The following is a 12,422-nucleotide window of genomic DNA, read 5'->3' as shown; positions in this document are numbered from 1 at the left end:
GCTTTTGGCGAGTAGCACGCAGTTTTTTGTCAACAGCAGCCTCAGACAGTAAACTACACGTCGTTTATGGAAACACTCAGGACAAAACACGTGGCGATTAAATTGATTGTCGGCCTGGCGAACCCCGGCGCAGAGTATGCGGCAACGCGACACAACGCAGGCGCATGGTATGTCGATCTTCTGGCAGAGAGATTACGCGCTCCCCTGCGCGATGAGCCGAAATTCTTCGGCTATACCTCCAGAGTAACGCTCGAAGGGGAAGATGTTCGTTTGCTGGTGCCGACCACATTTATGAATCTGAGCGGCAAGGCTGTCGGCGCAATGGCCAGTTTTTATCGAATTAATCCCGATGAAATTTTGGTCGCACACGACGAGTTAGACCTGCCGCCTGGTGTGGCCAAATTTAAGCTTGGCGGCGGTCATGGCGGACACAATGGCCTGAAAGACATCATCAGTAAGTTGGGCAATAACCCTAACTTTCATCGTTTACGCGTCGGAATTGGGCATCCGGGCGATAAAAACAAGGTTGTCGGATTTGTTTTAGGCAAACCGCCTGTTTCAGAACAGAAGTTAATTGATGAAGCGATTGACGAAGCGGCACGTTGTACCGAGATTTTATTCAAAGATGGCCTGACCAAGGCAACGAGCCGGTTACACACCTTTAAAGCGCAATAAGCAGCGATGTGCGGCATTTTTCTCGCGTGCTGTGTATAATAGGCAAAGTTATTTACTTTTCTACAATCTGTTTTCTATAACAGGTTGAATATCAAAAGATTAAGGTGATTTAAACATGGGATTCAAATGCGGTATCGTCGGTTTGCCAAACGTAGGCAAATCTACCCTGTTCAACGCGCTCACAAAAGCGGGTATTGAAGCGGCAAACTTCCCGTTCTGTACTATCGAGCCGAACACGGGTGTTGTCCCGATGCCCGATCCGCGTCTGGATCAGCTGGCCGAAATCGTCAAACCGCAGCGTATCCTGCCAACCACGATGGAATTCGTCGACATTGCCGGTCTGGTAAAAGGCGCATCCAAAGGTGAAGGCCTGGGTAACCAGTTCCTGACCAACATCCGTGAAACCGAAGCTATCGGCCATGTGGTTCGCTGCTTTGAAAACGACAACATCATCCACGTTAATAACAAAGTGGATCCGGCTGACGACATTGAAGTTATCAATACCGAACTGGCACTGTCTGACCTGGATACCTGTGAGCGCGCTATCCATCGCGTACAGAAGAAGGCCAAGGGCGGCGATAAAGACGCTAAAGCGGAACTGGCTGCGCTGGAAAAATGCCTGCCACAGCTGGAAAACGCCGGCATGTTGCGCGCTTTGAAAACGCTGACCGAAGAAGACAAAGCAGCCATCAAATACCTGAGCTTCCTGACGCTGAAGCCAACGATGTATATCGCCAACGTCAACGAAGATGGTTTTGAAAACAACCCATACCTCGATAAAGTGCGCGAAATCGCGGCGGCAGAAGGGTCTGTTGTTGTTGCCGTTTGCGCTGCCGTTGAAGCTGACATCGCAGAACTCGATGATGCTGACCGTGAAGAATTCATGGCTGAAATGGGTCTGGAAGAGCCGGGCCTGAACCGCGTTATCCGCGCTGGTTACGAGCTGCTGAACCTGCAGACCTACTTCACCGCTGGCGTGAAAGAAGTCCGTGCGTGGACCATCCCTGTCGGTGCGACCGCTCCGCAGGCTGCCGGTAAGATCCACACCGACTTCGAGAAAGGCTTTATCCGTGCGCAGACTATCGCGTTTGAAGACTTCATCACCTACAAGGGTGAGCAAGGCGCGAAAGAAGCCGGTAAGATGCGTGCAGAAGGTAAAGACTACATCGTTAAAGATGGCGACGTGATGAACTTCCTGTTCAACGTCTAAATAAAATCTGCTGTCTCATGAGATCTCAATACATCTCATAAGAATCACTAAAAACTATAAAATCCACGCAATTGCGTGGATTTTTCATTTCACAGACTTATTCAGGTAAACATAGCCATCACATGCCCAATTGTTTTATGAATTTAATTCATAGCGGCTATTTAATGTGCGTAATTATCTTTCTGCCCAGTTTCGTTAAGCTGAACAATAAATACTGAATAAGTCGATACCCCTCGGGGTATCGACAGATACGGATTAAATATTTTTATCAAAAAAGACATCTAACTTTTGCATCGCCTGGTCAACGTACTCAGGAACCCAATAAGTCTCGATGTGAGTAGCGCCATCGATCAATAAGAGTTCTTTGTCCTTCGTACCGGTGGCTTTCGCGAACGCATCTTCAGTCATATAGAGCGTATCCGCTTTTGTACCGGCAATCATCAGCAGCGGTTGATTGATGAGATTGATATGGTCCGTGACGTCAAAACTCATCAAATCCAGCAGACTGCTGGTGGTGTATTTAAACGTAGAGTTCGGGTGGGCGTGAGTTTTCCAGTAATACTCGTAGCCCTGGCGATATAAGGCAAAGGGTAATTTAGCAATCTGTTCATCAGTCAGATTGGCATCGCCGGAGTAAAGCACTTCGCCTCCGGCAGCTTCCTGAGCGCGTGCGTCAGAAGCCTGCTGAAGACGCTGCTGGATAGTATCCAGCTGTGAATCCTGCATACCGTTACGTCGCACCAGGCCTGAATTAAACATACTGATGGTCGCTATCGATTTGAACCGCTTGTCAGTTTCGGCGGCTACCAGTGAATACCCGCCGCCTCCGCAAATACCCAGCAGACCAAGGCGGGCGGTATCTACGCCGGGGTACTGGCTGATGTAATCAGCCATACCGTGGATATCCTCAATGCGATTAGCGGGTTTATCCACGCTGCGAGGCATCCCACCGCTAGCCCCCTGATAAGCCGCGTCGGCGGTAATCGTGATGTAGCCCTGTTCGGCGAGACGCTGGGCATACAACCCGGCGACCTGCTCTTTTACGCCGCCATTAGGATGTGCCACCACCACGGCAGGATATTTTTTGGCGGGATCGTAGTTAGCAGGGGTATAGACATTCGCAGCAATCTGGATGCCATGCAGATCGTATTTCACGGGGTGAATGTTGACCTTGCCTTTGACGTTCTCAGTGATGGCGCCGTCATAGGCCAGCGTGAATTGATTTTTTTTGTAATCGGCCGCATTGGCTGAGGTCACTCCGGCCATAGCCGTGAGTAGCATTGCACTGATAAGCGTGAATTTCATGGTCTCTCCCGATGAGTGTCGGCCTGGTTATTCAGGCTCGCGGATTAAATTTGCAGGCTCAGATTAGGGTGCGAGCGCTGTCAGCATCCTGACGCGGAAATAACATTTTTGTCAGGTAACCGTCAGCTTTATGTTGGCAATCAGAAGGCAAAATGGTCTCAGTAACAGGGTTGTTCAGGTATTGAAGCACCGATGAAAAGCTAAGAGGAAGTCCCGTTATGCGCCTGTTGTTAGTCGAAGATGAAGAAAAAACGTCAACCTATCTCAACCGTGCGTTGAGCGAGTCCGGATTTACGGTAGATGTCTCTGCAGACGGCGCTGAAGGTCTTCATTATGCGCTGGAGTTCGACTACGACGCGATAATACTGGATGTGATGCTGCCGGGGATGGATGGTTACCGGGTACTTGAGGATGTGCGAGCAGCCAAACAGACGCCGGTGCTGATGCTTTCGGCTCGCGGCTCAGTCGATGAACGTGTTAAAGGGCTGCGTCTTGGCGCGGATGATTATCTGCCCAAGCCCTTTTCGCTTATTGAGCTGGTGGCGCGTATTCAGGCCCTGGTGCGTCGTCGTTCTACGGATGGCGTGGACATCACTCAACTGCAAATTCACGACCTGCATCTCGACCTGCTGGCGCGTCGGGTATTTCGCGCCGGAACACGGCTGGAACTGACCGCGAAAGAGTTTTCCCTGTTGAGCCTTCTGGTCCGACATCAGGGAGAGATCCTGTCAAAGATGATGATTGCTGAGCAGATATGGGATATGAACTTTGATAGCGATGCCAACGTGGTTGAAGTGGCCATTAAACGCCTGCGAGCCAAAGTGGATGCCCCGTTCGATATCAAACTGCTGCATACCGTTCGTGGCATGGGTTATGTCCTCGAAGTCCGGTCCAAATAAATGAAGGGGATATGCTTGCCTGAGCGTTCCATCTCCGTTCACCTGGCGCTGATGTTTGCCTTATCCGCGCTGCTGATTGTGTCCGTTATCGGCATCCTGCTCAGAAGCTCTTTGCATGACTCTTTGCAAAAGCAGATGCACAACGAATTGTTATTTCGTGAGTCATTGATGAGTCCGTGGATCACCGCACGAACGTCGGCTGACGGCTGGTCACTGCTTGCCAATAAATTCACCGTGTTAACCAATTCTGAAGGTGAACGCGTTCGTTACTGGATAGTGAGCGATAACCCACGCTTTAGCATGGGGGGAACACCACCGGTGGGTGTTGAGTGGTCTTCTTTACAGGAAGGCTTTAATAAAGTGCCCGGCGCATCGGAAGGTGCCTGCTCGCTGTTTCTGTTAGTGAAAACGATCCCCGCCAACGGTGAAAGGCCTGAGCTGCGCTATATCGTTGCCATCGACTCCACGCCGTATATGGGCACACTGAATGCCTTCACCCGGACGCTGTTAATCATTACCGCGCTGGGCGTCGTGATTGTCGCTTTACTGGGATACATCGTTTCAAGGATCGGTCTTCGTCCCGTTGGGGCGCTCAGTAAACAGGCCCGGCATCTTGCACCGGGAGACCATGGCCAGCGCCTGAATACCGAAGCATTACCTGACGAATTACAGCAGTTAGCATCATCTTTTAATGGCGTGCTGGAACGGCAAGAGGTCGCCTGGCGACAGCTCGACAGCTTTAATGCCGATGTTGCGCATGAACTCCGGACTCCGCTTACGAATCTGATCGGCCAGACGCAACTGGGGCTCTCGCGCCGACGCTCGCATGATGAACTGGAAGAATTATTGGGCTCCAATCTGGAAGAACTGGAACGCATGGCGTCTATCGTTAACGACATGCTGTTCCTGTCCCATGCCCACGCGGGTGAACATGCGTCCCAGTTGACCCAAGTGTCGCTGCGAGAAGAAACCCTGAAAACAGCGGAGTACGTTGAACCTTCTTTTGCTGAAAAACAGCTCTCTCTGGATGTTCAGGGCGACGTGATCGCGCACATCGACCGACGTCTGTTCCATCGCTCATTGGCTAATTTACTGGAAAACAGCGCAAGGCATTCGCCGTCCAATAGCACGGTTACGGTGCGGTTAAGCGAAACCGGTCATCAAGCCTGTGTTGAAGTGTCAAACCTGGGCGATCCGATAGCACCAGAGCACTTACACCGGCTTTTCGAGCGGTTATATCGCGTTGACACCTCCCGGGCGAGGAGTGATACCCACCATGGACTGGGCCTGTCGATCGTGCGTGCCGTCGCCATTATGCACAAGGGAGATGTCTTTGCCCGTAGTGAAGGTGGCATCAATACATTTGGCCTCACCTTTGCGATACAAGCGGATAAAGCGGCGGGCAATGCTCAATCCGGCACTGAGCCGGGACCCGGGTTAACTGACAGAATTGTCAGGGGGGCGTCAGCCTGACGTCATCACCCTCTCGATAAAATCATCGCAGGCAATCCCCTCTTCATTGATAAGGACGCTTTGCATGATCAGACATTTACGTTACCTCGGGCTGTTACTGCCGATTACATTTTCATCCTGGGCAGCGGAGCAAAATCCCGCTGTCCATATCACCCCCGCAGGAAGTCAGAACGCGGTATATGGACCCGCCGAGAACTTTACCGGTCGCGTCCGGGTTGATCCTCTCTTCAGACCGGATAACAACATCCCTGTTTCCGGGGCTTATGTCACGTTTGAACCCGGCGCTCGTTCCGCCTGGCATACGCATCCGGCAGGTCAGCGGCTGATTGTAACCTCGGGTGTGGGGCTCACCCAACAAGAAGGCCAGCCGGTGCAGGTTATCCGCGCCGGTGACGTTGTCTCTTGCCCGGCGGGCGTCAAACACTGGCACGGGGCGGCCCCCGGCAGCGCGATGACGCATCTGGCGATAACCGGGATTGTGGATGGCAAAAGCGTTAACTGGAAGGAGTTAGTGACAGATGAACAATACCACGCCCATTAAGGCATTAGCGGCAGGGGTACTGCTGACCTTTGGTTTTGGTCTCGCGGCACATGCTGTGCCCGTCAATAAAGGAGCCTCAGAAATGAACCACGAACAAACGGTTTCAGATACGCTGTCAGCCCGCCAACAGGCCATCCCGCTGATTGCCGCATCGATGGCCAGCAGTCAGATGGATAAGCTGAATGCCGCCCTGAATCAGGGTCTTGACGCTGGGCTCACGATAAACGAAACCAAAGAGATTCTCGTCCAGCTTTATGCCTATACGGGCTTCCCCCGTAGCCTGAATGCACTTAGTGAACTGATGAAGGTCGTCGAAGCACGTAAACAACGTGGCATCAAAGATGCTGAGGGCCAAGAACCGGTCGCCACCATCCCTGTCGGGGATGAGCTTCGCCGTGTCGGTACCGCAAACCAGACGAAAATCTCAGGCGCTCCCGTCCAGGGTCCGCTGTTTGATTTTGCCCCAGTGATTAACCAGTTCCTGCAAACGCATCTTTTCGGTGACATTTTCGCCCGCGATAACCTCGACTGGCAAAGCCGCGAGCTGGCAACGGTGGGTGCATTAGCGGCCACGCCGGGCGTCGAATCACAACTGCTGTCGCATACGCGAGCAAGCATGCGGGTCGGCCTGACGGCGTCGCAGCTGCGCCAGCTCGCACAGGTTCTGCGTGAACATGGCGAAAATGATGCAGCAACGCGAGCAGAAAAGGCGCTGCAACAGGCGCTCGATGGCAATTAAGGGCAATCAGTGGTGCTAAATAATTACCGCTGACAACTCAGATATGATTGAACGGCAAACATAACAGAGGATGTAATCTTGAAGACAATCTTAAAAACGCTGGCCATCTGCGTAATGGCGGGTGGCCTGGTGGCTCAGTCGGTCTATGCCGAGCCGCTGGTCATTCAGGAACAAGGAAGCTTTTCTGCTGGTGGCACCATCATTACCGCCCCAGGAACATTTGATGCGAAAAAGCCGCTGGATTCAGCTGGCCAAACCTGGCATGGCGATCATGCGTCTGTGTTCTACCAGATCCCGGAGAATCCGCATAAATACCCTATTGTCATGCTGCACGGCGCAGGTCAGTTCTCCCGTACCTGGGAAAGTACCCCGGATGGTCGTGAAGGTTTCCAGAACATATTCCTGCGTCGCGGGTTCTCAACCTATCTTGTCGATCAGCCACGCCGTGGCAGCGCCGGGCGCACGACGGTAGAAGGTACGGTTACGCCTAAACCGGATGAACAAATGTGGTTCAACCAGTTCCGCGTTGGCGTGTGGCCAGAGTATTTTAAGGACGTTCAGTTCTCTCACGACAAAGAAGCACTGAATCAGTATTTCCGTCAGATGACCCCGAACACCGGGCCGTTTGATATCAATGTCATCTCTGATGCGATGTCCGCCGTCGTGGATAAATCCGGCCCCGCTATCCTCTTCACCCACTCTCAGGGCGGTGGACCAGGCTGGTACACGGCGATGAAAAACAACAAGGTCAAAGCCATTGTCGCCTTCGAGCCTGGCAGCAGCTTTGTCTTCCCGGAAAAAGAACTCCCAGCCCCTATGCCAAGCGCGTTCGACACACTGAAGGGTGAGCCAGTGCCGATGGAGCAGTTTATGGCTCTGACCAAAATCCCGATTCTGATTATTTACGGCGATAACATACCGGATAAACCTGTCGCCATGCCCGCGCAGGACAGCTGGCGCGTACGTCTGGCGATGGCTCGCGAATGGCGTGATGTGGTGAACAAGCAAGGCGGGGATGTCACTGTGACGCATCTGCCAGAAGTGGGAATCAAAGGGAATACCCACTTCCCGTTCTCTGATTTAAATAATGTGCAGATTGCTGATTTGGTGAGTAAATTCTTGAAAGAGAAAAATTTGCAGTAGCCGTTTTAGAAAATCACCTAAATCATTTAAAAGAGCGCCCAACACATAGTGGGCGCTCATCGCCTTGTGTAACTTATTCAAGTACCGGCAAAATATAACCTTTACGCGCACTTTGCCATGCAAGAACAGCGAGGCCCAACGCAATGAAGGACAGAATTGCGCCCGCCCAGTTCGGAGAAGCCAGTCCAAAACCCGCAGCAATGGTTACCCCACCGGCCCATGCCCCCAGCGCATTTCCCAGATTAAACATGCCGATATTGACCGAGGCCGCCATTGTCGGGGCTCCCGCATGGCTGGCGCGCTCCATAACCAGTTTCTGAATCGGTGAGACCGTCGCGAAGCCGAAGGCCGCCATCAGGAAGACTGAGATGCCGGCAACCCACTGGCTTTCAACACCCGCCCAGAAGACCAGCAGCACCAACCCCTGAGCCGCGAGGGTAACGAACAGCGTGCCAAACAGAGAGCGGTCAGCGAAGCGTCCACCAATCCAGTTACCGACAGCAAGTCCCAGACCAAACAGCACCATTAACCCTGCCACGCCGCCTGAGGAGAAACCGGCCTCCTGCACCATCATTGGCGCAATATAGGTAATCGAGGTGAAAAAGGCGGCCGGACCGAAAATCGTGATCCCCATGACCAGCAGCACCTGCGGGTCAACAAAGGCTCTCAGTTCGTTGCGTAAAGCAATAGCTTTGCCTTTCGCAATATGCGGAACCAGCACGGCTATGCTTGCCATCGTCAGCACCCCGATACCAGCAATGATCCAGAATACCAGCCGCCAGCTAAAGGTTTGCGCAAGCCACGTACCCACCGGAACGCCAAGCAGATTGGCTAACGTCAGCCCCGAAAACATAAAGGCAATGGCGCTTGCCTGGCGTCCGGGTGCCACCAGCGATGCGGCAATAATCGAGCCGATACCAAAAAAGGCACCGTGATTAAAAGAGGTAATAATACGACCGACAATTGCTATCGCCATCGTCGGCGCGATGGCCGTAATGATATTACCGACCGTAAAAATACCCGCCAGCGTAATCAGCATGGCCTTGCGGGGGATCCTCGCGCCAATAATCGTTAACAGCGGTGCACCAATAAATACGCCCAGCGCGTATGACGTCGCCATCATTCCCGCCTTCGGGATACTGACGCTAAATTCTGCTGCGATTTGTGGCAGGATCCCGGCGATGACAAATTCCGTCAGGCCGATACCAAATGCGCCCACGGCGAGGGCGAAAAGTGCGATAGGCATTGCAACTCCATTATTCGTTTTATGGCTTAATAATATTAGGTAGAATTAAGTATATTCATATTTTCATTCAGATTGAGAAGCCCTATGAGCGCATTTGATAAAGAAAAAGATGGTATTCGGCAGACAAGACATAAACCGGCGGAATTGGATGCCATTGACCGAAAAATATTAAGTGCCCTGGCAGAGGATGCAGGACGCAGCTACACGGAATTGAGTGAGATTGTGAACTTATCAGCCCCGGCGGTTCACGATCGCGTAAAACGACTGAAGCGCGATGGGGTGATCAAGGGTACCGTGGCGGTCCTGGATGGCTGCAAGCTGGGACGGACGCTGTTAACGTTTCTGGTTATCGACACCAGTAGCTATCAGGCGACGCGCGCCCTTTTGCAGTTCACCAGCCGCAAGGAGGTGGAAGAATTGCATACCGTTGCCGGCGACGGCTGCGTCTTTATCAAAGTACGCGCCGCCGATACCGAATCGCTGGAAAATTTCCTGATGGAGATTCAGAGCCTTGAGGGCGTACGTTCCGTACGCAGCTATATTGCGCTTTCCACTTTTCTGGAGCGCGGGCCCTCGCCGGATTAACGCGCACCGGCCTTCTGGCGTGCGGTAAAAAAGGTCAGTACGCCCGCGCAAAGGAGCAGCACGCTACTCATGGCAAACGTGCTCTGCCAACCGAGGTGGTCAAACACGATGCCTCCTGCCGTTGATCCAAGGGCGATGGAGAGCTGAATCACCGCGACCATGAGCCCGCCTCCGGCTTCTGCGTTATCAGGCAACGTACGCGCAATCCATGTCCACCATCCGGTTGGCGCAGCGGTGGCCAGCATGCCCCAGAGGCCTAACAGCAGAGAAACCGTCCAGACGTGATGCCCGGTCAGCATCAGGCCGATGGCAATGACGGCCATCAGTCCGGGTATGACCATCAGCGTGGGATAGAATTTTCTGTTGAGGAATGTCGAAACAACCAGCGTGCCGATAAAACCGGCTACGCCGATAATCAGCAAAATCAACGACAAGCCTGAGGAATCAACCCGCGTCACGGTCTCCAGGAACGGGCGCACATAGGTAAATAGCGTAAACTGGCCCATGAAAAACAGGCCGCAGGCCAGCATGCCAACCGCAACCACGCGGCGGCTAAGTATGCGGAATACATCGCCAGGTGACGTGCGGCTTTTATTCGCATCCATACTGGGCAGGCTGATGCACTGCCAGATAAAGGCGACCACCGCGATGGGCACCAGGCACAAGAAAGCGCCTCGCCATCCGACCGTGGCACCCAGATAGCTTCCCAGCGGCGCGGCCACGACCGTCGCCAGCGCATTACCGGCATTGAAAATCGCCAGCGCACGCGTGACCTGTTGCTGCGGCACCAGACGAATCGCCGTTGCCGCAGACATCGACCAGAATCCGCCAATCGCCATACCGATCATCGCGCGACCGATCATATACATCAGATAACTGGAAGCCAGCGCAATAATAAGCCCCGATACGGCCATCAGAACCGTCATTCCCAGCAGCAGGAATTTACGATTCATCTTTCCTGCTAGCGTTGAAAGCGTCAGGCTGGTCAGAACCGCCAGTGCGCCGGAGATGGCAATCCCCTGGCCTGCCAGCCCCTCCGTCACGCCTAAATCGCGGGCAATCGGCGTGAGCAGGCTGACGGGCATAAATTCAGAAGCAATCAGCACAAACACGCACAGGGTCATGGCAAAAATACCGCCCCAGTATGCGCGCTGATGAGGATGTGATGGTGTTTGGTTTAGCGTCGACATAGTGAAATTTCACGAAGATCAGGATAAAAGCCACCCGCCAGAGGCCGGTGGCTTTGCATCAATTCAGGAGAGGGTTTATTTCAGTTTGGTCTGGAAAAATTGTTCGAACTTCGCGAAAGGTATTTTTCCGGCCACGTTATCGTAGAGGTCCACATGATTTGCCCCTGGCACCACGACCAGTTCTTTGTCTTTACTGCCAATCGCCTTGAAAGCATCTTCAGCAAAATAGCGTGAATGCGCTTTCTCACCGGTCACAATAAGCGTGGGGATGGTGATTTCACTGGCGTAGCTCAGCAGCGGCATATTCATAAACGACAGTGGCATCGTTGCCGTCCACGCCCCGGTCGAGTTAACGGAACGCTCGTGGAAGCCGCGCGGCATGCGATAGTAATCGAAGAACTCTTTCAGTATCGGATGCGGATTTGCCGGCAGCGTTTCTGGCAGAACGCGCTCGCCCGCGCTGACCTTACCGTTGCTGTCGACGTTAATATCATGACCGCCGTGTGCGAACGTGCCGCTCTGCGCATCCTTCCAGCGCTGTTCATTCAGATATTGCAGAACAGCACGACGGTCGGCGGTGGAATAACGGTCTTTGCCATCCCCCACACCATGGCCCATCGCCCGGCTCATGTCGTACATCACGCTGGTAGCCACCGCTTTGACGCGGGTATCCATCGCAGCGTCGTTCAACGCCATGCCACCCCAGCCGCAAATACCGAGCAGCCCGATACGATTGCGATCCACCTCTTTTTGCAGCCCTAAGAAATCCACTGCCGCGCTGAAATCTTCAGTGTTGATATCCGGTGAGGCGACGTTTCGCGGATAGCCGCCGCTTTCCCCCGTGTAAGAGGGATCGAATGCCAGGGTAACAAATCCTTGTTCCGCCAGCGTCTGCGCATACAGACCGCTGGATTGCTCTTTCACCGCGCCAAAAGGCCCACTGACCGCAATCGCAGCCAGCTTGCGATCGCCACGGTCTTTAGGCAGGTAAAGATCGCCCACTAAGGTGATGCCATATCGATTCTGGAACGAGACTTTACGATGTTCGACTTTCTGGCTCTCAGCGAAGGTCTTGTCCCACTTATCTGTCATGGAAACAGGGGCACTCGGATTGGTTGAATCAGCAAAACTCATTGTTGAGGCTCCACTTAATGATGCGAATAACAGCATGGCCGGCATCGTAGTTTTTAGCGTTCGGGTGAAGGCTTTCATAAAAAATCCCCATAAAAAACAACAGAGAGATACAGGTTTCCGACGGACAACGCTGCGGTGCTTTGTTTTGATGGGCTCATTATAGTGAGCAGAATTAGTGCTGATTAGAGGGCGATTACTGCTAAGATTGATACCATATTGTTATAAATCAATACTGAATTTGCTGTCATTCCGGGGGGATTTTTCAATGGCGAAAAGGGAGAA

The 12,422-nt window shown here is 53.0% G+C and carries 12 protein-coding genes; 8 read left to right on the top strand and 4 right to left on the bottom strand.

All coding sequences use genetic code 11. The features are described 5' to 3' along the window. The first annotated feature begins 90 nt into the window (after window positions 1–90). Entirely contained in the window at window positions 91–675 is a 585-nt protein-coding gene (gene pth, locus OGV80_RS16750; protein ID WP_003020814.1) for an aminoacyl-tRNA hydrolase, read from the top strand. 115 nt (window positions 676–790) lie between these two features. After that, entirely contained in the window at window positions 791–1,885 is a 1,095-nt protein-coding gene (gene ychF / locus OGV80_RS16745) for a redox-regulated ATPase YchF (protein ID WP_043016108.1), read from the top strand. Between the two features lie 255 nt (window positions 1,886–2,140). On the opposite strand, the gene OGV80_RS16740 is transcribed toward ychF, so the two are convergent. After that, window positions 2,141–3,190, bottom strand: coding sequence for a CocE/NonD family hydrolase (locus OGV80_RS16740; RefSeq protein ID WP_410678756.1), 1,050 nt, complete (start codon window positions 3,188–3,190; stop codon window positions 2,141–2,143). A gap of 218 nt (window positions 3,191–3,408) precedes the next feature. Here OGV80_RS16740 and OGV80_RS16735 point away from each other — a divergent pair, with 218 nt between their 5' ends. The 5 genes from OGV80_RS16735 (at window position 3,409) to OGV80_RS16715 (ending at window position 7,985) form a co-directional block, all read left to right on the top strand. Beyond that, entirely contained in the window at window positions 3,409–4,089 is a 681-nt protein-coding gene (locus OGV80_RS16735) for a heavy metal response regulator transcription factor (protein WP_087053409.1), read from the top strand. A gap of 15 nt (window positions 4,090–4,104) precedes the next feature. Then, window positions 4,105–5,562: a heavy metal sensor histidine kinase gene (locus OGV80_RS16730; protein ID WP_043016105.1), complete on the top strand. Its 1,458-nt coding sequence runs from the start codon at window positions 4,105–4,107 to the stop codon at window positions 5,560–5,562. A gap of 64 nt (window positions 5,563–5,626) precedes the next feature. Next, the gene (locus OGV80_RS16725; protein WP_043016104.1) at window positions 5,627–6,103 is read left to right on the top strand and encodes a (R)-mandelonitrile lyase; all 477 of its coding nucleotides are present in this window, start codon (window positions 5,627–5,629) and stop codon (window positions 6,101–6,103) included. Beyond that, window positions 6,081–6,842, top strand: coding sequence for a carboxymuconolactone decarboxylase family protein (locus tag OGV80_RS16720; protein ID WP_087053410.1), 762 nt, complete (start codon window positions 6,081–6,083; stop codon window positions 6,840–6,842). The genes OGV80_RS16725 and OGV80_RS16720 overlap by 23 nt, the downstream gene beginning before the upstream one ends. 78 nt (window positions 6,843–6,920) lie before the next feature. Then, the gene (locus tag OGV80_RS16715; protein WP_087053411.1) at window positions 6,921–7,985 is read left to right on the top strand and encodes an alpha/beta hydrolase; all 1,065 of its coding nucleotides are present in this window, start codon (window positions 6,921–6,923) and stop codon (window positions 7,983–7,985) included. A 73-nt stretch (window positions 7,986–8,058) separates the two neighbouring features. On the opposite strand, the gene OGV80_RS16710 is transcribed toward OGV80_RS16715, so the two are convergent. Beyond that, complete coding sequence (locus tag OGV80_RS16710; protein ID WP_043016100.1) at window positions 8,059–9,231, bottom strand: MFS transporter; 1,173 nt, start codon at window positions 9,229–9,231, stop codon at window positions 8,059–8,061. An 84-nt stretch (window positions 9,232–9,315) separates the two neighbouring features. On the opposite strand from OGV80_RS16710, the gene OGV80_RS16705 reads away from it, so the two are divergent. Then, window positions 9,316–9,816, top strand: a complete 501-nt coding sequence (locus OGV80_RS16705; RefSeq protein ID WP_087050470.1) for an Lrp/AsnC family transcriptional regulator — start codon at window positions 9,316–9,318, stop codon at window positions 9,814–9,816. Here OGV80_RS16705 and OGV80_RS16700 read toward each other — a convergent pair. Further along, window positions 9,813–10,940 (bottom strand): MFS transporter, encoded by a 1,128-nt coding sequence (locus tag OGV80_RS16700; protein ID WP_286515385.1) that lies wholly within the window; start codon window positions 10,938–10,940, stop codon window positions 9,813–9,815. The two genes, OGV80_RS16705 and OGV80_RS16700, sit on opposite strands and share 4 nt — an antisense overlap. 141 nt (window positions 10,941–11,081) lie before the next feature. Next, window positions 11,082–12,140 carry an alpha/beta hydrolase gene (locus tag OGV80_RS16695; protein ID WP_286515212.1) on the bottom strand — a complete coding sequence of 353 codons (1,059 nt, stop codon included), beginning with the start codon at window positions 12,138–12,140 and terminating at the stop codon, window positions 11,082–11,084. Window positions 12,141–12,422: the final 282 nt, after the last annotated feature.

Source organism: Citrobacter sp. Ce119, from assembly GCF_030334525.1.
GTDB classification, from domain to species: Bacteria; Pseudomonadota; Gammaproteobacteria; order Enterobacterales; family Enterobacteriaceae; genus Citrobacter; species Citrobacter europaeus.
Note: the sequence above shows the minus strand (reverse complement) of the source record. Positions and strands in the feature narration are given on the sequence as shown.

Excerpts from the sequence above, each read along its gene's own strand:
- OGV80_RS16695 (WP_286515212.1), bottom strand. The coding sequence starts at position 12,140 with ATGAGTTTTGCTGATTCAACCAATCCGAGTGCCCCTGTTTCCATGACA.
- OGV80_RS16740 (WP_410678756.1), bottom strand. The coding sequence starts at position 3,190 with ATGAAATTCACGCTTATCAGTGCAATGCTACTCACGGCTATGGCCGGA.
- OGV80_RS16725 (WP_043016104.1), top strand. The coding sequence starts at position 5,627 with ATGATCAGACATTTACGTTACCTCGGGCTGTTACTGCCGATTACATTT.
- ychF (WP_043016108.1), top strand. The coding sequence starts at position 791 with ATGGGATTCAAATGCGGTATCGTCGGTTTGCCAAACGTAGGCAAATCT.
- OGV80_RS16735 (WP_087053409.1), top strand. The coding sequence starts at position 3,409 with ATGCGCCTGTTGTTAGTCGAAGATGAAGAAAAAACGTCAACCTATCTC.
- OGV80_RS16720 (WP_087053410.1), top strand. The coding sequence starts at position 6,081 with ATGAACAATACCACGCCCATTAAGGCATTAGCGGCAGGGGTACTGCTG.
- OGV80_RS16710 (WP_043016100.1), bottom strand. The coding sequence starts at position 9,231 with ATGCCTATCGCACTTTTCGCCCTCGCCGTGGGCGCATTTGGTATCGGC.
- OGV80_RS16700 (WP_286515385.1), bottom strand. The coding sequence starts at position 10,940 with ATGACCCTGTGCGTGTTTGTGCTGATTGCTTCTGAATTTATGCCCGTC.
- OGV80_RS16705 (WP_087050470.1), top strand. The coding sequence starts at position 9,316 with ATGAGCGCATTTGATAAAGAAAAAGATGGTATTCGGCAGACAAGACAT.